The sequence below is a fragment of the Gemmatimonadota bacterium genome (assembly GCA_009838845.1).
In the GTDB taxonomy this organism is placed as follows: Bacteria; Latescibacterota; UBA2968; order UBA2968; family UBA2968; genus VXRD01.
In genome coordinates this window covers 1-20,673 of sequence record VXRD01000108.1, presented here as the reverse complement: position 1 = coordinate 20,673, position 20,673 = coordinate 1, and the positions used below count along the sequence as shown (strand labels likewise).

At 49.6% G+C, this 20,673-nt stretch carries 20 protein-coding genes and 2 pseudogenes; 11 read left to right on the top strand and 11 right to left on the bottom strand.

Annotated features, from left to right (window positions below):
• Window positions 1-11: 11 nt before the first annotated feature.
• Both F4Y39_14200 and rpsU read right to left on the bottom strand, forming a co-directional pair.
• Window positions 12-620 (bottom strand): CvpA family protein, encoded by a 609-nt coding sequence (locus F4Y39_14200; protein MYC14875.1) that lies wholly within the window; start codon window positions 618-620, stop codon window positions 12-14.
• A 76-nt stretch (window positions 621-696) separates the two neighbouring features.
• A complete protein-coding gene (gene rpsU, locus F4Y39_14195; GenBank protein ID MYC14874.1) occupies window positions 697-894 on the bottom strand; it encodes a 30S ribosomal protein S21 in 198 nt (65 codons plus the stop codon).
• 244 nt (window positions 895-1,138) lie between these two features.
• On the opposite strand from rpsU, the gene F4Y39_14190 reads away from it, so the two are divergent.
• From F4Y39_14190 to F4Y39_14170, 5 genes are all read left to right on the top strand, one after another.
• Window positions 1,139-2,479, top strand: coding sequence for a HAMP domain-containing histidine kinase (locus tag F4Y39_14190; GenBank protein MYC14873.1), 1,341 nt, complete (start codon window positions 1,139-1,141; stop codon window positions 2,477-2,479).
• A gap of 62 nt (window positions 2,480-2,541) precedes the next feature.
• The gene (locus F4Y39_14185) at window positions 2,542-4,083 is read left to right on the top strand and encodes a bifunctional response regulator/alkaline phosphatase family protein (protein MYC14872.1); all 1,542 of its coding nucleotides are present in this window, start codon (window positions 2,542-2,544) and stop codon (window positions 4,081-4,083) included.
• Window positions 4,084-4,092: 9 nt separating this feature from the next.
• Complete coding sequence (gene tsaE / locus F4Y39_14180) at window positions 4,093-4,536, top strand: tRNA (adenosine(37)-N6)-threonylcarbamoyltransferase complex ATPase subunit type 1 TsaE (protein MYC14871.1); 444 nt, start codon at window positions 4,093-4,095, stop codon at window positions 4,534-4,536.
• Window positions 4,537-4,647: 111 nt separating this feature from the next.
• Complete coding sequence (locus tag F4Y39_14175) at window positions 4,648-5,364, top strand: YjbH domain-containing protein (GenBank protein ID MYC14870.1); 717 nt, start codon at window positions 4,648-4,650, stop codon at window positions 5,362-5,364.
• A 19-nt stretch (window positions 5,365-5,383) separates the two neighbouring features.
• Window positions 5,384-6,388, top strand: coding sequence for a DUF1028 domain-containing protein (locus tag F4Y39_14170; GenBank protein ID MYC14869.1), 1,005 nt, complete (start codon window positions 5,384-5,386; stop codon window positions 6,386-6,388).
• A 126-nt stretch (window positions 6,389-6,514) separates the two neighbouring features.
• Here F4Y39_14170 and F4Y39_14165 read toward each other — a convergent pair whose 3' ends face one another.
• From F4Y39_14165 to F4Y39_14135, 7 genes and pseudogenes are all read right to left on the bottom strand, one after another.
• Complete coding sequence (locus F4Y39_14165) at window positions 6,515-6,967, bottom strand: GNAT family N-acetyltransferase (protein ID MYC14868.1); 453 nt, start codon at window positions 6,965-6,967, stop codon at window positions 6,515-6,517.
• Window positions 6,964-7,701, bottom strand: coding sequence for a hypothetical protein (locus F4Y39_14160; protein ID MYC14867.1), 738 nt, complete (start codon window positions 7,699-7,701; stop codon window positions 6,964-6,966). Before F4Y39_14160 ends, F4Y39_14165 begins: the two co-directional genes overlap by 4 nt.
• A gap of 14 nt (window positions 7,702-7,715) precedes the next feature.
• Window positions 7,716-8,696, bottom strand: coding sequence for a TIM barrel protein (locus F4Y39_14155; protein ID MYC14866.1), 981 nt, complete (start codon window positions 8,694-8,696; stop codon window positions 7,716-7,718).
• Between the two features lie 154 nt (window positions 8,697-8,850).
• Window positions 8,851-9,987, bottom strand: coding sequence for an alanine--glyoxylate aminotransferase family protein (locus F4Y39_14150; GenBank protein MYC14865.1), 1,137 nt, complete (start codon window positions 9,985-9,987; stop codon window positions 8,851-8,853).
• Window positions 9,988-10,758: 771 nt separating this feature from the next.
• Window positions 10,759-10,944 (bottom strand): annotated as a pseudogene (locus tag F4Y39_14145) (hypothetical protein).
• Between the two features lie 62 nt (window positions 10,945-11,006).
• Window positions 11,007-11,999: a hypothetical protein gene (locus F4Y39_14140; protein ID MYC14864.1), complete on the bottom strand. Its 993-nt coding sequence runs from the start codon at window positions 11,997-11,999 to the stop codon at window positions 11,007-11,009.
• Window positions 11,996-12,660 (bottom strand): annotated as a pseudogene (locus tag F4Y39_14135) (class I SAM-dependent methyltransferase). Before F4Y39_14135 ends, F4Y39_14140 begins: the two are co-directional and overlap by 4 nt.
• Window positions 12,661-12,791: 131 nt before the next feature.
• On the opposite strand from F4Y39_14135, the gene F4Y39_14130 reads away from it, so the two are divergent.
• The 4 genes from F4Y39_14130 (at window position 12,792) to F4Y39_14115 (ending at window position 17,083) form a co-directional block, all read left to right on the top strand.
• Window positions 12,792-14,420 carry a thiamine pyrophosphate-requiring protein gene (locus tag F4Y39_14130; GenBank protein ID MYC14863.1) on the top strand — a complete coding sequence of 543 codons (1,629 nt, stop codon included), beginning with the start codon at window positions 12,792-12,794 and terminating at the stop codon, window positions 14,418-14,420.
• A 94-nt stretch (window positions 14,421-14,514) separates the two neighbouring features.
• On the top strand, window positions 14,515-15,597 hold the full coding sequence (locus tag F4Y39_14125; GenBank protein ID MYC14862.1) for an AAA family ATPase: 1,083 nt from the start codon (window positions 14,515-14,517) through the stop codon (window positions 15,595-15,597).
• A gap of 3 nt (window positions 15,598-15,600) precedes the next feature.
• Window positions 15,601-16,281, top strand: coding sequence for a hypothetical protein (locus F4Y39_14120; protein MYC14861.1), 681 nt, complete (start codon window positions 15,601-15,603; stop codon window positions 16,279-16,281).
• A 25-nt stretch (window positions 16,282-16,306) separates the two neighbouring features.
• Window positions 16,307-17,083: an HNH endonuclease gene (locus tag F4Y39_14115; GenBank protein MYC14860.1), complete on the top strand. Its 777-nt coding sequence runs from the start codon at window positions 16,307-16,309 to the stop codon at window positions 17,081-17,083.
• 73 nt (window positions 17,084-17,156) lie between these two features.
• Here the strand turns inward: F4Y39_14115 and F4Y39_14110 are convergent, their stop codons facing one another.
• Together F4Y39_14110 and F4Y39_14105 are read right to left on the bottom strand one after the other, a co-directional pair.
• On the bottom strand, window positions 17,157-18,041 hold the full coding sequence (locus F4Y39_14110) for a Fic family protein (GenBank protein MYC14859.1): 885 nt from the start codon (window positions 18,039-18,041) through the stop codon (window positions 17,157-17,159).
• A gap of 183 nt (window positions 18,042-18,224) precedes the next feature.
• The gene (locus F4Y39_14105) at window positions 18,225-19,004 is read right to left on the bottom strand and encodes a phage Gp37/Gp68 family protein (GenBank protein MYC14858.1); all 780 of its coding nucleotides are present in this window, start codon (window positions 19,002-19,004) and stop codon (window positions 18,225-18,227) included.
• A gap of 105 nt (window positions 19,005-19,109) precedes the next feature.
• Between F4Y39_14105 and F4Y39_14100 the strand changes: the two genes are divergently transcribed.
• On the top strand, window positions 19,110-19,532 hold the full coding sequence (locus tag F4Y39_14100) for a hypothetical protein (GenBank protein MYC14857.1): 423 nt from the start codon (window positions 19,110-19,112) through the stop codon (window positions 19,530-19,532).
• Window positions 19,533-19,632: 100 nt separating this feature from the next.
• Window positions 19,633-20,673 (top strand): hypothetical protein (locus tag F4Y39_14095; protein ID MYC14856.1); only part of this gene is annotated, 1,041 nt, incomplete at its 3' end.

Below are 20,673 nucleotides of genomic sequence, written 5' to 3'. Positions count from 1 at the left end.
CAAACCCTCACCTACTTGGATTCCTCAAGCATTTCGTCGATTTTTTTTCGCGCTTCACCGGCTTCTTTGTTCAGCTTTTCAATTAGAGGAGGCGTTTTTTCGATCTGAATGCCCAGTTTTTCGAGCAGGGTTTTTACGTCGGGAAACATGGCCTGTACACCGTCGGCAATCATCCGAGCGGATTTTTGAAGCGGTGCGCCTAAGGTGGAATTGTCGATGAATTCGGGCGCGCGGCTGTGGATGGGATGGGCACGAAAAAATATGGTGATCAGGCCTAAAATCAATGCGCCTTGAACCAGTCCCAGAGCAATGCCGCCAAATGCGTCAATCGCGCCGAGGGGAGAGGTCCGCAGCATTCCGTGAAGGGCGCGCCCGAGAAAATAGCAGGCGGCCAGGACAGCCACAAATACGACGAGGAATCCGAATAGCGCGGCGCCGCTGCCGAGGTCTTCTGTTGTATCGAACAAAGCGCGCGCTGTTGTTTCGCCATAAGTGAGGGCAAAACCATAGGCCAATATCACGCTGAACAGCATGATGAGGCTTTGTACCAGCCCAATTTGCCATCCTTTTCGAGCGAACCAGAAGAGGCCGAGGGCAAAAATGAGATCGACGATGTTCATGTGAGGGGGAATGGATAAAAAAAAAGCGATAGCCACCCTGAGTGATTATCGCTTAATTCGAATAATTGCGAAAGACTTAGCGGGTGTATTGCTGGTCCATTTTGATCCGCTTGCGTCTTGCTGCGGCAATTTTGCGTTTCCGACGTTCACTCGGTTTTTCAAAGTGCTGATTTTTCTTCATGTCGGAAATAACACCGGCTTTTTCGCAGGCCTTTTTGAACCGCTTGAGTGCTCTTTCGAACGGTTCGTCGTCGCGTACGAGGACACCAGGCATGCCGGGACTCACCCCTTTCTTTGGAGAATGTGATGAATAACCAAAACGAATTTCAATATAACATATAAAATGTCCCGTACTTTTGCAACTCGTTTTTCCCCCTTCGTCCCTCTTTGGCTATACGCCTTGAATTTGTTCAAGAAAAAAACGTCTTTGTTCATTTGAAGGCGTCTTTTATTTTTAATGCGGAAATTTTCGGACTTTGGGTTTGAATGGGAACTCAAAAAAGCGTCGGGCGTTTTGGATGGGGGAAAAGGATTACCAAACGGAGGGGCGAATGCAGTTCAGAAATGAAAATAAGATCGACGACAAGCTCAAGGATTTACAATTGCGCCTGTCCAGTCAGAGTTTTTTAACGGCTTATTTTTTTCTTTTGGCGGTCCTTATTGTCATCGTATTCCTCATTTATACCCAGCTTTACGTGGTGCAACCCATGCGGCAAGAAGCCAGGCGTATGGGAGAGTTATACGCGTTTATGCACGGTGTGGCTACGTTGGACACTATTGAAGTCAAGGGCTTTTATAAGGATGTCATTTTTCACACTGTCCAGAATCCCAATTTTCCGGTTGTAATCACAGACGGACAGGGTATTCCACGATACTGGAAAGCGATTGACATTCCTCCCTTTGGTGACCGTACCCCCGAAACCCTGGGCAAAGTGATGGACAAGGCTTACGCGCTCGATCGGGAAAATGATCCATTGCGGTTTGAATATCCCGGCTCAGAATGGGGTCCAGATAATAAACCCGTCAAGAAGGAACCGGAAATCTGGAGATTGCACTGGGGGGCGTCCGCGCTGGAGAAGCGTTTGAACTGGTTGCCCTGGGTTGCTTTTGGGGTGACGATCGTATTTACTGGGGGTGGATATCTCGGATTTCGTTATATTAAGAATAGAGAACAGCGATCTCTTTGGGTGGGGATGGCTCGGGAAACAGCCCATCAGTTGGGAACGCCGCTGTCTTCGCTGTACGGTTGGTTGGCGTTGTTGAAGGACGAGTTGGATGCAGAGGGTGATAAAGAGAGCAGTCAGAGGCTGAAAGATATTCTGGGGGAAATGGATCGGGATACGAGTCGATTAGATAAGATTGCTTCTCGTTTTAGTCTGATTGGTTCCACGCCCGAATTGCGATTGGATCAGGTGCGCGATGTGGTGGCTGAAACAGCGGGTTATCTGCGCGCGCGCTTGCCGGAGAATGTGCAAATTGTAGAGGAACTGGACGATGTGCCGGTTGTTCCGATCAATCGGGAACTTCTGGGGTGGGCGTTTGAAAATCTTTTCAGAAATGCCGCCGATGCAATGGAAGGCCGAGGGGGCCGCATTGATGTGTCGTCGCGCGTGGAGGAACACCGGGTGGTTATTGAAGTGCGCGATACGGGAAAGGGCATGCCTTCGCATATGTTTAAGCAGGTTTTTTTGCCGGGTACCAGTACCAAGAAACGCGGGTGGGGACTCGGTCTGGCATTTGTGAAACGCATTGTGGAAGACTATCACAGTGGAAAGGTGTATATCAAAGAAAGTGTACCAGGTCAGGGTACGACATTTGTCATTTTGCTGCCTTTGTCTCCGGCAGATATAGATGACTAATAATCCTTTATCAATCATTAAAAGCAGAGGTACATGTGAATCAAACGCAAGAAGCTAAGCAGATTTTGTGGGCAGATGACGAGATCGATTTGTTGCGACCCCATCAAATTTTTCTCAAGGATCGGGGATATGATATAACCCCTGTGACCAATGGCGACGATGCTATTGCCATGGTTCAGAAACGCGGATTTGATGCGGTATTGCTCGATGAAATGATGGCTGGACGAGATGGGTTGTCAACTCTGGCGGCGATTAAGGATATCAATCCGCATATTCCGGTTATTATGATTACGAAAAACGAAGAAGAACGGTTGATGGAACAGGCCATTGGACAGCGGATTGACGACTATTTGACCAAGCCCGTGAATCCGAGTCAGATTTTGCTGGCGTGCAAAAAGTTGCTCGATGCACGTCAAATTCAAAAAGACCGCATGGGGCTGGACTATGCGGCTGCATCCAACAGGTTGCGCGAGGCCCTCGTCCTGGCCGATTCATGGCGAGATTGGATCGATCTTCACGTGCGGCTGTCTGAGTGGGATTTGGAATTGGATCGCTTTTACGATCCGGGCTTGCGCACTATGCACGACGATTTGCGCCGCGCCTGCAATTTGGCGTTTGGCAAGTTTATCGAGGATAATTATAGCCAGTGGGTGCAAGACGAAGAAGATTCGCCCACGCTTTCTGTGGATATTGTATCCGAATTTGTTGCGCCCTGTGTGCAAGATGGACAACAGGTGTTTTTTGTGGTGGTCGATTGTATGCGATTGGATCACTGGCTTGCCATTTTGCCATTGTTGTCCGATATTTTTGATATTGAGCAACACTACCACTACTCTATTTTGCCGACTGCGACGCCGTATTCCCGCAATGCCATTTTCAGCGGCCTTTTTCCCATTGATCTCGCGGGAATGTATCCCGATGAGTGGCAAGTCGCGCGTGACGACGACATGAGTCGCAACCGACACGAGCACCAATTGCTCGATCAACAGCTCGCAGAAATTGATCCAGAATTGGATTTGGATACGCGCTACGTCAAAATACTGGATATTGCAGAGGGCAACCGGCTGGCGAAGAAGGTGCATTCTTACCGGTCTTTCCCACTTATGGCAGTTGTGGTCAATTTTCTGGATATGCTCACGCACGGTCGTTCCGAATCCGAATTGTTACAGGAAATGGCGCCCAATGAGCCTGCTTATCGATCTTTGACGCGGTCGTGGTTCTCGCATTCTTCTCTTTTCGAGATGTTGCGCAAGCTGTCCGAGACCGACTCGACGGTGGTGCTGACAACAGATCACGGCTGTATGCTGAGTACGCGGGCTTCTCTGGCTTATGGCAATCGGGATACTTCGACGGGGATTCGCTTCAAATACGGCAAAAATTTGCGATGCGATAACCGCCACGCGATGCATATTCGAGATCCCGAGGCTTTTGGTTTGCCGAGTTTGGGACAGGGGACTCATTACATTATTTGCAGGGAAGATTACTTTTTTGTGTATCCCACCAATTTCAACGAGTACCAGGCCAAATACGCCAATAGTTTTCAACACGGGGGAATCTCCCTCGAAGAGTGTATTTTGCCGGTTGCTATTATGCGCGGGAAATGATTGGGTACTATGTCAAATAGGACGATTACACGGGTATCTTCGTCGCCCGATCAAACACATGGGTTTGGACGCGATCTCGCGGCGCAGATCGAGCCAGGCGATTGCGTTGCCCTCACAGGAGATTTGGGCAGTGGCAAAACCTGTTTTGTACAGGGTGTTTGCGCGGGCTTGAATGTGACCGATTATGTGACGAGTCCGACTTTTGTCATCGTCAATGAATACGAGGGGGTTTCGCCCGATGGAAAGCAGATGCCGGTGTATCATTTTGATCTTTATCGATTGGGCAGTCCCGATGAACTCTATGAGATTGGGTGTGATGATTTATTTTACGGCGAGGGTGTGTGTTTGATTGAGTGGGCAGATTTGGGGGGCGATCTGATTCCCGACCATGCCATTGATGTGCATTTTGTCCATGTAGGGGAGATGGTTCGGAACCTGACGATTGAATCGTAGCGTCATTCAGTCAGACCGGGAGGGAGTGACGTGTTCCAAAGAGGATATAATCGCAGATCCATTTGGATGTGTTGGTTTACGCACTGTACGCTTGCCATGTGTGTTTGTGTTATGGCATTTGTACCGGTTTGGGCACAGCAAGACTTACAGCCGCGGCAATTGGTTGAAGCCCCCACGGCGGGTTTGTTGCCCAGTCGCGGTCTGGGGTTGGATCTGCGGTTTTATGGAGGCGATGGGATTTTGGGCGGTGTATCGGTCGGTTTGTTCAGCCGGGGTATGGTTGGGGTGTCTTTTGGCGGGAGCGATCTTTTGGGAAACGATGCGCTGGATTTAAACCCGCGGATCGAGTTTTCAGGTCGCGTGCGGGTGCTTGAAGAGGGATATACAATTCCGGCTCTGGCAGTGGGTTATACATCGCAGGGGTACGGGATGTTCGATGATGAGTCGAAGCGCTATACCCGCAAGTCCAAGGGGATTTATGTCGTTGCCAGCAAAAATTTTAAGTTGCCTTTGGGGCATACGGGTCTTCACGTTGGGGCGAACCGAAGTTTTGAAGATGGCGATGGTGATGATGATTTTACGGGTTATGTCGGGGTAGATACAGGGTTTGGAAAATATGTGATGGTGCTGGCGGAATACGATTTTGGATTGAACGATAATTCGGACAATAGCCTGGGTTCTGGAAAGGGATTTTTCAACGCCGGTATCAGATGGATGCTGTCTGAGGCATTTGCTCTGGAATTTGATTTGAAGAATATTTTCCGCAATGGCATGCAAAATCCACATCCCGATCGGGAGCTTCGCATTGCGTATTTTGGAAAGTTTTAATTTTTTTTGAGGGGTGGGCATGAAACGCGTGGTCTTTGTCTTAAGCGCCTTTTTATTTTTGCTTCCACTTCAAGCTGAGGAAGTAATGCCTCGTCGCCCGGTTGCAACTTATTCTATTGTCGCCCGCGATTCGACCACGGGACAACTCGGTGTGGCCGTGCAATCGCATTTTTTCTCTGTTGGTCCCATTGTGCCCTGGGCTGAACCCGGCGTGGGAGCTGTTGCCACGCAATCTCTGGTCGATCCCGCTTATGGACCGCTCGGTCTGGATCTGATGCGGATGGGGCGGACTGCTCCCGAAGCGCTCAAAGCGCTCGTTTCAGCGGATAAGGATGCCGAAGTACGTCAGGTTGCAATGGTTGACGCCAATGGCAATGTTGCCGCTCATACGGGCAAGCGCGCCATTTATGCCGCCGGGCATCAAACCGGTACGCAATATTCCGTGCAGGCCAATCTGATGGAAAAACCCACGGTTTGGGCTGCGATGAGCAAAGCCTATGAATCTTCCACGGGTGACCTTGCCGAGCGCATGCTCGCAGCCCTTGAAGCAGCAGAAGCCGAAGGCGGCGATATTCGCGGCAGGCAATCGGCTGCTATTCTCATTGTAGGTCCCAAAAATACAAATAGGCCATGGACATGGGGAGATCGATTGTTTGAGCTCCGCGTTGAAGATCATCCCAATCCCGTTGTTGAGTTGCGCCGGCTCGTTACCTTGCAACGCGCCTATCTCAAGCTCAATGAGGGCGATGAATGGCTTGGTAAGGGCGATATTGAAAAGGCACTTGTCGCCTATCGCACGGCCACTGAGATCGTGCCCGATAAAGCCACCAATGGCGAGGCCACCTTTTGGGTTGGCGTTACCCTCGCCGAGAAGGGCAAGCCCGATCAGGCGATTTCCTTTCTCGCCCGGGCATACAAACAAAACAAACGCTGGGCTGAGATTCTTTCCCGACTTCCCGCTTCCGAACTCCTTCCCGACGACCCCGATCTCATCAATCGTCTGGTACAGGGTATGAAAGAGTAGAAGAATCTACGAATCAGCGAATCAGCGAATCAGCGAATCAGCGAATCCCGCCCCGCCCCCCAAAGTCAGTATGTACTGCCATTCGTCTATTCGTCTATTCGTCTATTCGTCTATTCGTCTATTCGTCTATTCGTCCATCCACTCAAACATTTTGTAGTGGTTGCCATCCATTCCCATTGCGTTATAAGTTTTTTGCGCTCGTTCGTTTTCCCGTTCGACATAAAGCCTGAGTCCGCGCAGGTCGGCGGATTGTTCGACTCTGGTTTTTAAGTTTTCATACATCATCCTGAAAACGCCGCGCCGCCGTGCGCCGGGAATTACATAGACCGAATGAATCCACAATACGGTTCCGTTGCGCCAGTCACTCCATTCGGGGACGGTGAGCAAGCAGCCGACGACTTTACCGTCTAACTCGGCAATCCAATACGCCCCTTTGTGGGGATCGTCAAAAACGGCCTGTACGCCTTTTTCAACGGTTGGTTGATCCAGTGTAAGATCTTCCGCTTCTTTTGCCATTCGGATCTGAAAATCTACGATATTGGACGCATCTTTTCGTCGCCCCCGACGAATCTCGATCATAATCCCTTCTTCCATTTGCGATATAGCTCGAATGTTTCTTCATCTGGCGGATAGTATTTGCCCGGGGAGAGATTTTCCGTGTCCAGGCGCCTTCTGATCCATTCTTCGAGGTCGTCGTATTCTATCGCTTTTTGAGCCATTTCCGGCGCGACTTTGCGCGGGATGACCACTACGCCGTCGTCGTCGGCTACGATGTAGTCTCCCGGCCTGACGAGGACGCCATCGACCTGTACCCAGTCATTGGTCGAATATGGGGTTCCAACGCGGGTGCCGAGGTTTGATGTTTTGCCATATCCCCACAACATGACGCCGTAGTCTTTGACGGTGTGCATGTCGCGGATGCCGCCATCGCAGATCAGCCCATCAACTCCTCGCTGTTTTAAGCGAAGAAATTTGATGTCTCCGCCAATGGACATCAATTTGGTGCGCATGGATTCCATGACGATGACATCGCCCGGACCGGCGAGTTCAAAGGCGGCGTATTCAGGGGATTCTTCACCGTCTGGTTTTTCTTCGTCGGCATCGGGGCGCGAGGGTACAAAGCGCACGGTGATTGCTCTGGCGACCAGTCGTTCCCCGGGGTTCATGGTTTGCAGATTGGGCATGTAGGTGTATCGCGCGTCGTAGCCATTGCGAGCGAGCACATCGACCACAGCGGTTGTGTTCACGCGCTTGAGTGCTTCTCGCGTTGCTTTGTCCAATACGTGATCGGGGGTGGGTTGTACAATTGCCATGTATTCTCCTGTTTCTATTTGCTTTCGTTTTCGACTGCCTGGATCAATGCGATGATGTATCCAAATTGGAATGCCCACGCCTGGGTTACGCGGCTGGAGACGCCTTCGGGAGCTGTGTCGTCGGGATGGCGGGGGGCGTGGTCGGGCATGAGCATGTAGGGATAGCCTGCCTGGTGTAAGGCTTTTACGATTTCGTACATGTTGACGTCGCCTTCATCTGGCCAGGTTTCGCAAAAGTCGTGCAGGCCTCCGCGGATGTTTCTGAAGTGTATGTTGAAGATTTTTTTTCTTTCTGCGAAATATTTGACGATGGGCGGGAGTTCTCCGGCCGGGTTTTCCAGTCCTTCAGCGGCTACGCCACAGCAGAAATTGAATCCGTGATAGGGGCTGTCAACCAGTTCGCTGAATCGCTTCAGGCCTTCAAATACGGGATAATTCCATTTTTCTACGCCGTTTAGCACAGGTGCTGGCGGGTCGTTGAGGTGGCACGCCATCTGTATTTTGTATTCTTCTGCTACGGGTATGATGCGTTCGAGAAAGTACGCGGCCCGTTCAAAAGCTTCTTCTCGGCTCACGCGACCGATGTCGGTGAGGGTGTCGTTGTCGTATTCGGAGAGGACAAAAGAGCTGTACGTTGTTCCGCCGCGACCCGGCCTGCGCCCGGTGCGCTGTACAAGGCCGCCGGAAGGTGCGCGCAAGACGCAGAAGTTGTAGTTTAGACCTCGCAGTCCGGCTTTATGCGCGTTTTCGATGTATTGACAGAACAGGTCGATGTCTTTGTCGCGTTGCGGGTCTTTTGCCATGGGGATGCTGTCCATTGGGGGGACGTGAATCATTTCGAGTTCGACTCCGTAAGCGGCTGCTTCTTCTCTGTGCCGCGTGAGGGTGTCGGCATCCATGCCATCGACTGTGGCGTCAAAATGGGTGACGCCATGGCGAGATAGAAATTCCATTTCTATTTTTGATGTGCCGAAGTACTGTGTGCCTACGTACATGATATTTCTCCTTTTCAAAATGCAACCACCGATGAACGCAGTGACGAATCAACGAATCAACGAATCAATGAAACAGGTAATGTACATGAAAGCCGTCATTGCGGCATGGTTTTAGCCGCAATCCAGAGGTTTTGGGTGGTTGGGCGGGGTTCGTCTATTCGTCTATTCGCATTTGCGAGAGGGCGTCGTCGAGTTTTTGGACGGTGCGGTCGATGTTCTGGAGTTTGTCCAGGCCGAATAGGCCCAGGCGAAAGGTTTGAAAATCCTCTGGTTCGTCGCATTGCAAGGGTACGCCAGCGGCGATTTGAAGGCCCGCGTCCATAAATTTTTTTCCGGTGTGTATGTCGGGGTCTTCGGTGTAGCTGACCACCACGCCCGGTGCCTGGAATCCCTCTGCGGCTACGCTTTTTATGCCTTTGCTGTTTAAGAGTGCCCGCACTTTGTCGCCGAGTTCGCGTTGTTGCGCGCAAATTTTTTCAAAGCCGTAATTTTCGGTTTCTTTCATTGTGTTGCGAAAAACTGTGAGGGCATCCGTAGGCATGGTTGCGTGATACGCATGGCCGCCACCTTCGTAAGCTTCCATAATTTGAAGCCATTTGTGCAGGTCGCAGGTAAAACTGGTGCTGGTTGTGGATTCAATTTTTTCCAGTGCAGAGGAAGAGAGCATGACGAGGCCACAACACGCAGCGGCACTCCAGCCTTTTTGTGGGGCGCTGATCAGGATATCGACACCGCTGGCTTTCATATCGACCCAGATTGTTCCCGAGGCGATGCAGTCCAATATTAGCAGGCCGCCAGCAGCGTGTATGGCATCTGCTACGGAACAGATGTAGTCGTCGGGCAGAATGATCCCGGATGCGGTTTCGACGTGTGGCGCGAAGACAAAGTCCGGTTTTTCCGATGCGATTGTCTCTGTGACCTCTTCGATGGGCGGAGGTGCAAATGGGGCGTGTTTGTCTTCGCCTGTGCGCCGCGCTTTAAGGACTATGGATTGGGATGGGATGTCGCCCATTTCGAAGATTTGGGTCCAGCGATAGCTGAACCATCCATTGCGAATGACCAGGCATTTTTTGTCTGTGGCAAATTGTCGCGCTACGGCTTCCATGCCGAATGTGCCACTGCCGGGTACGACAATGACCGCGCTGGCGCAATACACTTTTTTGAGTGTGGTGGAGATATCTCGCATGATGCTCTGGAAGGATTGCGACATGTGGTTGAGTGCGCGGTCTGTATAGACGACAGAGTATTCCAGGAGTTTATCGGGGTCACTATTGGGAGGTAAACTCGACATGTTCGCCTCTATGAAAGAGATTGGTGATGTGATTTATAGTTCTACTTCGGCGATGGCTATGCCGCTTTCTCCTGCGACGGCATATAGCAAATAGATGTGGCCATTTTCTTCAAAGATTGCGGGGTCGCGCAACTGGTTGACGTGTCCATAAGCCACGCTGCGAATAGAGGGTTCCAGAGGTGCATCTGCACCTTCCCATGGATGTTCTGGGCACAGGATTTCTACGCTTTCTGTTTCGCGCCAGTTTTGCCAGTCAGCCGATATGTCAATGGTGCTGAGTAATATGCTTTCGGGTACGTCTCCTACCTGTGTCCAGAATATATATAAGGTATTTTCTCGCTTTAACAGAGCTGCGTGGCGCATGTTTTTGTTGAATAGCAATGGGCCTTCTTCAAAGTGTGAGAATCCGTCAGTTGACCGATAAAATTGGCCCGGCATTGCCATGCCATAGACATAACCCGCGTGTCGAAAAATTCTGAGATAGCTTTTGGCAAAGGTTTCTGGGCGCGCTGTGAAGTTGATTCCATCGGCAGATGTGGCGACGCGGCTGATTTGATGTGCGAGTTTTTCGAGGCCGTGATAGTACATGACAATGGTTTGATCGGTGTGGCTGACGTGTACATCTGGCGATGCGATATGCGGTGTGGTGGCTTCTGTCACCAGATCGTGGGATAATTTTTGAGGGCCTTTTTCCGCATGCCAGAGTGTTTTGATTTGTGCTATGTCTTTTTCTGATGCGGTGAGTGGCTGTGTGGGAAAATGCGAGTCGGCGAGTTGCAGGGTTCCCGGTGGATGTATTTTCCAGGGTCCGCGCAGGTTATCTGTGTATGCGAGGCGGATGTAGCTTCCTTTGTGGTCGGCAAAATACAGGTAATACGATCCGAGGGGTTCGGGCACCCAGTCGGGTACGCGGATTAGCGAGGGTCCCTGGATGTTGTGTCCGATACTCGGGTGCAATTCCGGGGTGATGATGGGTGCATCGAGTAGCCGCGTGACGCGCATGTTATTTTTCCTTGTGATTATACCAGTCCCGGTGTGAAGAGCACCATGTCGTCTTCGAAATTTCTCAATGGCGCAATGCCGAGTTTTTTGAGTGTGTTGTGATAGATTTTGACCCCTTCTTCCGGGCTGATAAGGCCATCTGCGATATCGCGCAAGACTTCGACAAATGCTCTGGGATTTTCAGCGCCTTTGATGCGGCGGCCAAAGAGGGCGACGCGCGCGCCGTGTTTTTTGGCTTCAGATATGAGTTTGAATGAATCGTAAGTGGTGCTCGTTGGTCCGCCGAGAATGCCGACGACGACTGTGGAGTCGTAATTGACGAGGGCTTCCATAGATTCTGGACCGTTGTAGGCGATTTTTAGAAATTCGGGTCGCGATGCCCGGGGTATGCCGGCGAGCATCCGGGCGATCTGGTCATTGACGTATGCGGGGATGTCTTCTGCGCGCAACCCGCAGTCCGCTATATTGGGATTAAAGACTTCGAGGAAGTATCGAAATCCTTTGCGTGTGGCTTCTGTTCTGAAGGCTTTGAACTGCATCAGTGAGAGCCAGTCTGTATCCAGGTTGTTGTTGAATGTGATGGAGTACAGGCCGAGGTCGATATTTGGTTTTTGGTCAGGTTGGGGCAATAGCGTGCCGTATTGCGCTTCTTCAATTGTGGGTGAGGCAAAGGGGCGAGACGGAAGGGAGGTGTATTCTGCGCCTGTTGCATCCCACAGGTCGGTTGTGTCATTGGCGCGTACAGCAGGTGTTACGGATGATGTATCAAAAAGCCGTTTCTCATGTGCCAGGACATCCATAGTGGAGACAGAGGTCAGTAAAACGTCGATTTTTGCTTGTTCAGTGATATCCACAAGGTCATCGTAATAGGCTTGTATAGATGGCGTGGCATCTGTGAGTGTTGCAAGTCCTTTTGACATGTCGGGATCAGCGGCATACGCGATGATAAATGCATCGCTGTTGGGATTGCTGCGTATGTCGGCGAGTTTTGTGTCTAATGATTTTTTCATCTGTGTCCTTTTCCTGTTTTGTGAATTAAGATCACATCGGCTCCGATGAATTCGATTTCTGTTTTATAGGTGTTTCCCAACCATTCAAATGTGGATTTTGAAAAAAAACAGATGTGTGTTGGGTCTCTTTTGTAATGCCATTTTTCAAATGCGGATTTGTCGATTGCGAGTTTGGTCATGATGCCGAGTATGCCGCCTGGTTTTATAAGGTGATAAAGTTTTTGCAATTCACGTTGGGGATTTTCAGGTGTTCGACGACTTCTGTTGCGGTTATAAAATCGTATTCGCGCTGGAAGACTTCGGGGTTGTGGGCGTAAAATTTGTCGTATATATCGACGGTATGTCCGGATTCTTGAAACATAAGGGATAATGTCGGTCCGGGACCGCATCCGAAATCCAGGCCGTGGGCGCGTTTGGGTAGGCGAGCTTTCAGGGGGTTGCAAATTCGCGATAAAAATGCCCTGTATTTTGGGTCTTCTGGATTATTTCTGTGCTGGTCGTACCGCTGTTTTTCCTCTTGTTCTGATAGGTGAAAAGTTTCGGGCACAAAGACGAGAGAACAATCCATACAAATCAGATATTCTCTGAATGTGTCGCGGAGATAGTGGGCTGTGTTCTGGCTTTTGCAAAGCGGACAGGTATCCGCTGGCAAGTTGTGCATAGTGATAGATTAAATGATGTGGCGTCTCAAAATCCCATTGTATTATTCGTGCAATCAGAATATCTTTGGCTCCGACCCTGCATAAGGTAACAATTTATCCATTTTTCACAATACACAAAACGGAGAATTTCATGACTGGTTACGATGTTATGGCGCGTGTGCTGAAGGCAGAAGGCGTTGAATTTCTGGTGGCATTTCCCCATCAGACACTGATCGAAGCCTCGGCGAAGGTGGGGATTACCCCTATTATTTGTCGTCAGGAGCGCGCGGGTGTCAATATGGCCGATGGTTTTAGTCGCGTGTCCAATGGAAAAAGGTTTGGCGTTTTTACGATGCAGCAAGGTCCCGGCGCGGAAAATGCGTTTGGGGGCGTGGCACAGGCCTATGCGGATTCGGTGCCCGTGTTGCATTTGCCCGGTGGGGAAGCGCTGTCGCGTCAGGGTATTCATCCCACGTTTGAAGCGGTGCGGAATTACCGTCATATTACGAAGTGGGCGGCTCAAATATACGCGGTAGAGGATATTCCGGTTATGATGCGTCGCGCGGTTGTACAGATGAAGAGCGGGCGTTTGGGTCCCGTGTTGTTGGAGATGCACAGGGAGGCGATGGCTGCCGAATATCCCGGTGAGGAGGTCGCTTATACGCCGGTTCAGGCCCGGCGCTCTGCCGCTGCGTCTGAAGATGTGCGCGATATGATTACAGATCTTCTCAGTGCTCACCGTCCGGTTATTATTGCGGGGCAGGGAGTGTTGTATGCCGAGGCGACGGAGGAACTGATCGAGTTTGCCGAGTTGGCCAGTGTTCCCGTGATGACGACGCTTGCGGGTAAGAGTGCTTTTCCAGAGACGCATCCGCTATCACTGGGTACTGGCGGACACACATATACGTTGATGGTCAAGCGGTTTTTGGCGTCGATGGATTTTGGATTGGGTATTGGTACGAGTTTTACGCGCAATACATTTACCACGCCGATGCCAGAGGGGGTTCCCCTGGCTCAGGTGACGAATTGTGCCGAGGATCTGGGTAAGGACTTCGAGGTTGCAGTGGGCGCGCTGGGGGATGCGAAGCTGGTGTTGCGGCAGATGATTGAGGAGGTCAAGCGACAGGTTGGCGAGGGTGGGCGCGAGAACGATGCCGAGGATCGGGTCGCCGCTGTGACCCGGGAGTTTGCCGATTTATGGGAGCCGCATTTTACGTCGGATGAGATTCCGATTAGTCCGTATCGCGTGATTCGAGAGTTGGAGAATGCGGTCGATGTGGGCAATACGATTATTACCCACGATTCGGGTTATCCGCGGGATCAACTCGTTCCGACGTGGAAGCCCGTGACGCCGCGCGGGTACCTGGGATGGGGCAAGTCAACGCAGCTCGGATATGGTCTGGGGTTGGCAGTGGGCGCAAAGTTGGCTGCGCCGGAAAAACAGGTGATCAATTTGATGGGCGATGCTGCGTTTGGGATGGCGGGGCTGGATCTGGAGACGGCTGTTCGGGCAGATATTCCGATTTTTACGGTTGTGCTCAATAATGGGGTGATGACGAAGTACGATTCGCATATGCCGTATGCTTCAGATCGCTTTGGGAGCAATGAGTTGAGCGGGAATTACACGCAGGTGAGCGCGGGGTTGGGCGCACAAGCAGAGCGCGTGGATACGCCCGACGAACTCGCACCCGCGATCCATCGCGCACTCGCCGCGAATAGAGAGGGCAAAACCGCTGTGCTGGAGGTTATGACCAAGGCAGAGCCAAATGTCCCGACGTGAGTGTGTAGTCATCTAATCAATACAAGACCTTTTTTGTTTAACATATTTTAAACATCCTGAGTAAAATCAGTGACCAAACGGAGGAGAGTAGCTCATGTGTGCAAAATTATCCAACGAGGGACTCCATCTTCCCAACCTATCGATTAAAGGCTTTCAGGGAATTGAAGACCTTTCGATCTCGCGGCTGGGGCGTGTGACGCTGATTGCTGGAAAGAACGGGGTTGGCAAGACCACTTTGCTTGATGCTGTTCGCATCTATGCTGCACGAGGTAACCTCCCCGTGCTCTGGAGCATATTGCGAAATAGGGAAGAGCTTACTGTTATTGTTGATGAAGATGGCGATGAGAGGACTATACCCGATTTTGAGGCTCTCTTCAATGGTCGGCATCCCAAATTAGATTCTCGCATATCCATAGGCCCGAATAGCGAGGCGCAGCAACTTAGCATTGAGTTTGAGCCGGGCTTGAAAAATGGTGTACCCCTAATCAAAATTGGATTCCAGGGTACGAAGCCAGAGATTTCTATGCCTTTCTTCTCGAGTATGCGTCGTCACCCCCTCTATCGCAGACCGCAGGCTGACGAATCCGAACGACCATCTGAAATTAGATGTGTGTCTGTGGGGCCGAGTTTGCTGAGCGATGATGATATAGCTCGATTCTGGTATAGCGTAGCCCTTAGAGACGGTGAAGCACGGGCAATACACGCGCTGCGGCTGATTTATGGCAATGAAGTAGAGCGTGTTGTTGTAATTGGTGATGAAAGATCTTCTGGCCGTTCTGGTCGGCGAGCAATTGTGGGGTTTAAAGGGCAAGAAAGTCCAGTTTCTTTGAAAAGCCTTGGTGACGGTGCGGTGCGCTTGTTCGGCGTTGCTTTGGCACTTGCCAATAGCCAGGATGGTTTTCTGGTTATCGACGAAGCAGAAAACGGTATTCATCATTCCGTACAGCGCGATTTCTGGAAGATGGTGATGACGACAGCCGTCGAGAACAATGTGCAGGTTTTCGCTACAACCCATAGTTGGGATTGCGTGGTCGGTTTTGCACAAGCGGCAGTGGGCTTAGAGGAAGTGGACGGAATTCTTGTTCGCCTTGAGCGAGATGGTGAACAAATGCGTGTTGTAGAATATTCCGAGGAAGAGCTCCGAATCGCGGGCGAACAAAGCATTGAGGTGAGATAGGTTATGGCTAATCAAAATACATCGAATCGCGTCCTTTTAGTCGAAGGGGAGAGCGATAAGCATGTTGTTCGTCGCCTTTGCAATCGTTACCCAGATTTTCAAATTGTGGACGATGATGATGACCGGCTTGAATTCCGTAGTCCAGAAAGCGAATCTTCTGAATGGCAGACCATTGATATTCTAAATAGGGTTAATGTTGAGCAACTGCTTGAGTCCATTAACGTCGAAATCAAGGTTTCGGGACGGCAAGCCGTTGGTATTCTCGTAGATGCAAATGATAATCTGAGGTCACGTTGGGACGCTGTAGGATATAGACTTCGAATGGCGAAAATTCAATTTCCACAGTTTCCTGAATCAGCCGGGACAATTATTGAAGGTAAGCCCCGCGTCGGTATCTGGCTGATGCCCGATAATGAGTCAAGTGGCGAACTTGAGGATTTCGTTGTGAAAATGATTCCCGACGGCGATCCTGTATGGCCTTTGTCTCAGCAATACATTGACGGGATTCCGACAGATAATAGAAAATTTACTGAGAAGAAGATGCTGAGAGCCAAGCTCTATGCCTGGCTGGCGGCCAGAAGAGATCCCAAGCAGATGGGTTCAGCCATTCTCTCGCATGATTTGAAAGTTGATGGTCCTCTCTGCCAGGACTTTGTTGATTGGCTTATAAAACTGTTCAAGTAGAATTAAGCAAGTCACAGAGATAGCTATGTCAAATAGAAGATGGACGCGACAAGAGTTGCTTGTAGCATTTGGGCTGTACGATCAAATACCATTTGGCCAGTTCCATGCAGGAAATCCAGAAATCATTAAATTCTCTAAACTTATTGGCAGAACGCCGTCTGCACTGGCTATGAAATTATCGAATATAGCGAGCCTTGATCCAGAGATAACTTCGACTGGTCGCATAGGGTTATCGAGTGTATCTAAGGCGGATAGAGAAATGTGGCAAGAAATGCAAAATGATTGCAATAATTTTGCAACAGAGGTAGAAGGAGCTATCAATTCTATTCTGCAAGGTAGCGAGTCGTACATTGCGGAAAATGAAAGTGCATCTGAATACCAGGATTACACTGGTCAGGATAGGATTGTGCCAACCAAAACACGGATTGGTCAGAAATTTTTTAGAAAATCGGTGCTGAGTGCTTATATGTATAGATGCTGTATCACTGAACTTGCCATTCCGGAACTCTTGGTAGCCAGTCATATCGTGCCGTGGCGTGATGATCGGACGAATAGACTCAACCCAAGGAATGGCTTAGCCTTATCAATACTTCACGACAAGGCGTTTGATCGCGGAATGATCACGATAAATCATAATATGACTGTTCGAGTATCACCACAGGTATTTAATGTGAGAAATAAATTTTTTGTGACTGCTCTGAGAAGTTATGATGGAAAAACGATAGCGTTGCCAGATAAGTTTCAGCCACGGGAGGACTTTCTTGCATATCACCGTGAAAATATATTCATGGGAAACCGCTGAGAAGAAAACACCGCCCTTTAAAGAAGGCACTTGCCGCTGGTTCTTTGCCGCCGGAGATGCGCCAATTGTGGAATCAGTAGATGAATTTCTGGCCGATCTTCCACACCCCCTTCTCGCGAAAAGCGGGAATGGTCTGGCGGCGGGCGGCGTTGGTGACAGCGGGTGCCGAAAGCCCATTCTGTCTGATATAATCCGATAGCTTGATGATTGCTTCTCCCTTCAAATAGCTCAGTCGCTTGTGCAGCGACTCTGTGAGAGCCAGTGATAGAATTCCCTCCATCGTCCTGGTCGTTCTGTTATCTCCGTAGTCTCTGAATGCCCGATAGTACGTTTCTTTCTCAGAGTTGCGGATGATGAGACGCGGCAGACCGAGTTGCAGGAGTTGGAAATTTATAATGACCCGTCCCATGCGGCCATTGCCGTCGCAAAAGGGATGGATGGTCTCGAAATCCAGATGAAATCGGGCAATTTTATCCAGGAAGTAGGTGTCGAGGTCGCTGGAATACTCGACGAGGATATTATCCATCATTCGTTCCACATGTTCGGGTGCTGGCGCAATATGAGTGCCCACCCTCACGTATTCTCCGTGCTGGCGAAAGCGCCCTGCAATGTCATCGTTAATGCCGCCAATAAGCATCTGATGCAAGAGTAGGATCAGATCTTTGTTCAGCTCGCTATCTTTGGCTCTGTTGCGCTTATATTCTGTGACACGAGCCAGGTTTTTCGCTTCAAAGACTTCCCGCACAGATACATTCCGAGATAGCATCTGCTCCAACAGAATTTTCTCTGTCTCATTGAGGGTGAGGGTGGAATTTTCAATCGCATTCGAGTTGTACACGCTCTCGGGTATCTCTACTTCGTCAATCATCGACAATAGCGATTCTTTACCCTGACGCAAGATATCGTACTCTCGTTTCAGATCTTGAATGCGGTTTTTTATCGGTTGTCTGCTTGCCATATCATTAGAATACCCTATTCACGGTATATTGTCAAATTTTAGTGAATAGACAGGTTAAAATGGGTATCATTCATGGTATATTGCCAAATTTTAGTGAATAGATGGACAAAAAAGGGTGCCATTCACGGTTTTTTCAGGTTAAGTAGCGAAAATTTTGTATGTGAAAGCCTTTCAATATCGCTTTCACTCCTCGCGTGGCGTGCCAGCCACTTGTAACGAAGTGCCGAGCATTTGATTGTGTTTTATATCGGGATATTCCTGCCATTGTCGCCCGTCCAGCGTGTTGCCACCGGCTTTGGGTGTGCGCCCTCCCCACTGCTTAAAGAAGAAAGCGACATTTTGCACCTGACATTGATCGCGTAATTCACGCAGCCACTCTATCTTGACCGGACGCGCTCCCGGTCCGCTCTCGCCCCCAGCGATTACCCAATGAATATTTGTAAGATCCACCGAACCAAGCGCGCCGAGTAACGGTTCGAATGAAACAAAGCGCGTTGAGGCGTTGGTCTGTTTTAAGTGCCGCAGGCGTGTCATGGCAGCAGCATTTTCGATAGAGACACCGAGCCAGATATGTGGCGGAGCGGACAGGCTCCCATAGCGTTGATGGACAAAATCGCGCATCAGCGAACTACGCTTGGTCAGTACTTGATAGATGTGCCAATCCGCATGCTCCATTGTATCAAATACACGATGGATGTACTGAGTTGGTATGTCCTTATGAAACAGATCGCTCATCGAATTGACAAAAATGAGTTGCGGACGCCGCCAGTGCTTGGGTTCCTCAAGGCGTTCGGGACGAAGCGTGAGATCAAAACCCGTTTCGAAAGGGTTGCCCTTGACGCCGCGGAAACGCTCCGATAACCGTTCGGCATAGCAATGGTCGCAACCCGCACTTACTTTTGTGCATCCGGTGACCGGGTTCCAGGTGCTGTTGGTCCACTCGATAGTACTTCTGCGCGACATGCAATTCTCCTGTGTGTTACTTGAAGCGTCTAAAGATTACTGCACATAAGTATAGTTTGTTCTTGCCGAAAGAGCAAGTATGGAGTATTTTTATTTTGGAAGAGATTGAAAATTTACGTGGTCGTTGTAGAGTTTGGGAGACCGCTTTCTGAGGACAAAATGGGTGCTCTTGATAAATTCCACAATAAAGCTATGGAAGTAGCGTTTTTCGCTGATCAAGAACGACGGCGGGGTAATGAGAAACGGGCGACAGAGTTGTTTGAGCAGGCACTGGAGTTGGAGCTTAAGGCCCTTGATGAGATAACCGAGCCTGTGGAACCGACGTACTCGATACTGCACCGCAGTGCTGGTTGGCTGGCTTTGGACTGCAATAAACCACGCTTAGCAGAGCAATTGGCTTGCAAAGCTCTCGCTGGCGATCCTCATCCAAAAATTGCCGAGGAACTGCGCGATCTGCTGGCGGAAACCTACGCACGGATGCGCGGCAAACCCAAAGGTGTCGCTGTGGTCGAAACCGCTGATGACTAAATGCCCCTGCAAGCAAGTTACTTAAGCGCGCGTCCAGATTTCTACAACGACAAGTGCTTTCTCTGAGGTCCATCACTCCAAAAATTCAGGAGATTAATCAATGTGGATGTACTCCCATTGTAATGGAATAGACATATATAGCCGCTACTTAAACGTGAGTCTCTACAGGGATAAGCCTCACTCCACCGGGAGTTTTGCAAAGGTCTGCAATGGGCTTTTTGGTCGCTATCTTAAAGACAGATTGGAAATCCAGCGGATACCCTATGACCTTTCAATCACAGATATGATTGTCAAGCGTGCGCTAATTCCTGATCTATTTGTAGAGTTGCCTTCCGAATATTTTGTAAGTTGGGAGAACTATCCGCTTACAGGAGGCTCCGAAACGCCAGAAAACTTGATACCTGCTGATTACAATAGTATTTCTATTCTTACCCGGGGTGACTGGTCGCTTGAATCTCTCTTGCATCCTTATGATGAAGAACTGAAGAGCGATTTTGTCGATCGATTTTCAGGAGAAGTCCCTCGAACTCTGAAGATACAGGAGCACCCTAATGGGGATTATTTCCGACCATATGAAGCATACTTTTCTTATTGGAAAAGCTATATTTTTGCAGAAGCTCTCGATGGCTATGAACATATTGATAAATTCCTATCGTGGGAGACAGGTCGAGAAATTTTGATATCGAGATTTGCCGTCGTGAGCCAGCAATGGGAAGAGGAGTATAAGGATGTTTTCACACGACTCTCCTTTTATAGAACGGCAAAAACAATTTTGACCCTATGGAAGGACCCTCGCCCTTCAACGACCTATAAGGAACTTTCAGAGTTTATCCAAAAGGTAACGGATTGTAATTCTGAATTGCTAGAACAGGATATGGAAAAGCTCTTGATTCTGTTTGGACACTGGGAAAAACGACAGAAAGAGGGAAGACGGTATTATCCACAGGCGATAGAGCTTCTCAGGCAAGATATATATTTTCTCCTTGAGTGGCTCTGTACCCTGAATAGAAAGCCCCAAAAAGTCTATTTTGAGAAATGGAGCTATAATATAGAACCACATGATATTTGGGTACAACTCAAAGAAGTAATCCCTTATGAAGAATTTGAATTAGAAAGGAGATTTATTAGATATGTACCAAGC

Excerpts from the sequence above, each read along its gene's own strand:
- F4Y39_14175 (MYC14870.1), top strand. The coding sequence starts at position 4,648 with ATGGCATTTGTACCGGTTTGGGCACAGCAAGACTTACAGCCGCGGCAA.
- F4Y39_14105 (MYC14858.1), bottom strand. The coding sequence starts at position 19,004 with ATGTCGCGCAGAAGTACTATCGAGTGGACCAACAGCACCTGGAACCCG.
- F4Y39_14200 (MYC14875.1), bottom strand. The coding sequence starts at position 620 with ATGAACATCGTCGATCTCATTTTTGCCCTCGGCCTCTTCTGGTTCGCT.
- F4Y39_14165 (MYC14868.1), bottom strand. The coding sequence starts at position 6,967 with ATGATCGAGATTCGTCGGGGGCGACGAAAAGATGCGTCCAATATCGTA.
- rpsU (MYC14874.1), bottom strand. The coding sequence starts at position 894 with ATGCCTGGTGTCCTCGTACGCGACGACGAACCGTTCGAAAGAGCACTC.
- F4Y39_14140 (MYC14864.1), bottom strand. The coding sequence starts at position 11,999 with ATGAAAAAATCATTAGACACAAAACTCGCCGACATACGCAGCAATCCC.
- F4Y39_14115 (MYC14860.1), top strand. The coding sequence starts at position 16,307 with ATGTCAAATAGAAGATGGACGCGACAAGAGTTGCTTGTAGCATTTGGG.
- F4Y39_14110 (MYC14859.1), bottom strand. The coding sequence starts at position 18,041 with ATGGCAAGCAGACAACCGATAAAAAACCGCATTCAAGATCTGAAACGA.
- F4Y39_14120 (MYC14861.1), top strand. The coding sequence starts at position 15,601 with ATGGCTAATCAAAATACATCGAATCGCGTCCTTTTAGTCGAAGGGGAG.
- F4Y39_14170 (MYC14869.1), top strand. The coding sequence starts at position 5,384 with ATGAAACGCGTGGTCTTTGTCTTAAGCGCCTTTTTATTTTTGCTTCCA.
- F4Y39_14155 (MYC14866.1), bottom strand. The coding sequence starts at position 8,696 with ATGTACGTAGGCACACAGTACTTCGGCACATCAAAAATAGAAATGGAA.
- tsaE (MYC14871.1), top strand. The coding sequence starts at position 4,093 with ATGTCAAATAGGACGATTACACGGGTATCTTCGTCGCCCGATCAAACA.
- F4Y39_14150 (MYC14865.1), bottom strand. The coding sequence starts at position 9,987 with ATGTCGAGTTTACCTCCCAATAGTGACCCCGATAAACTCCTGGAATAC.
- F4Y39_14190 (MYC14873.1), top strand. The coding sequence starts at position 1,139 with ATGGGGGAAAAGGATTACCAAACGGAGGGGCGAATGCAGTTCAGAAAT.
- F4Y39_14160 (MYC14867.1), bottom strand. The coding sequence starts at position 7,701 with ATGGCAATTGTACAACCCACCCCCGATCACGTATTGGACAAAGCAACG.
- F4Y39_14130 (MYC14863.1), top strand. The coding sequence starts at position 12,792 with ATGACTGGTTACGATGTTATGGCGCGTGTGCTGAAGGCAGAAGGCGTT.
- F4Y39_14125 (MYC14862.1), top strand. The coding sequence starts at position 14,515 with ATGTGTGCAAAATTATCCAACGAGGGACTCCATCTTCCCAACCTATCG.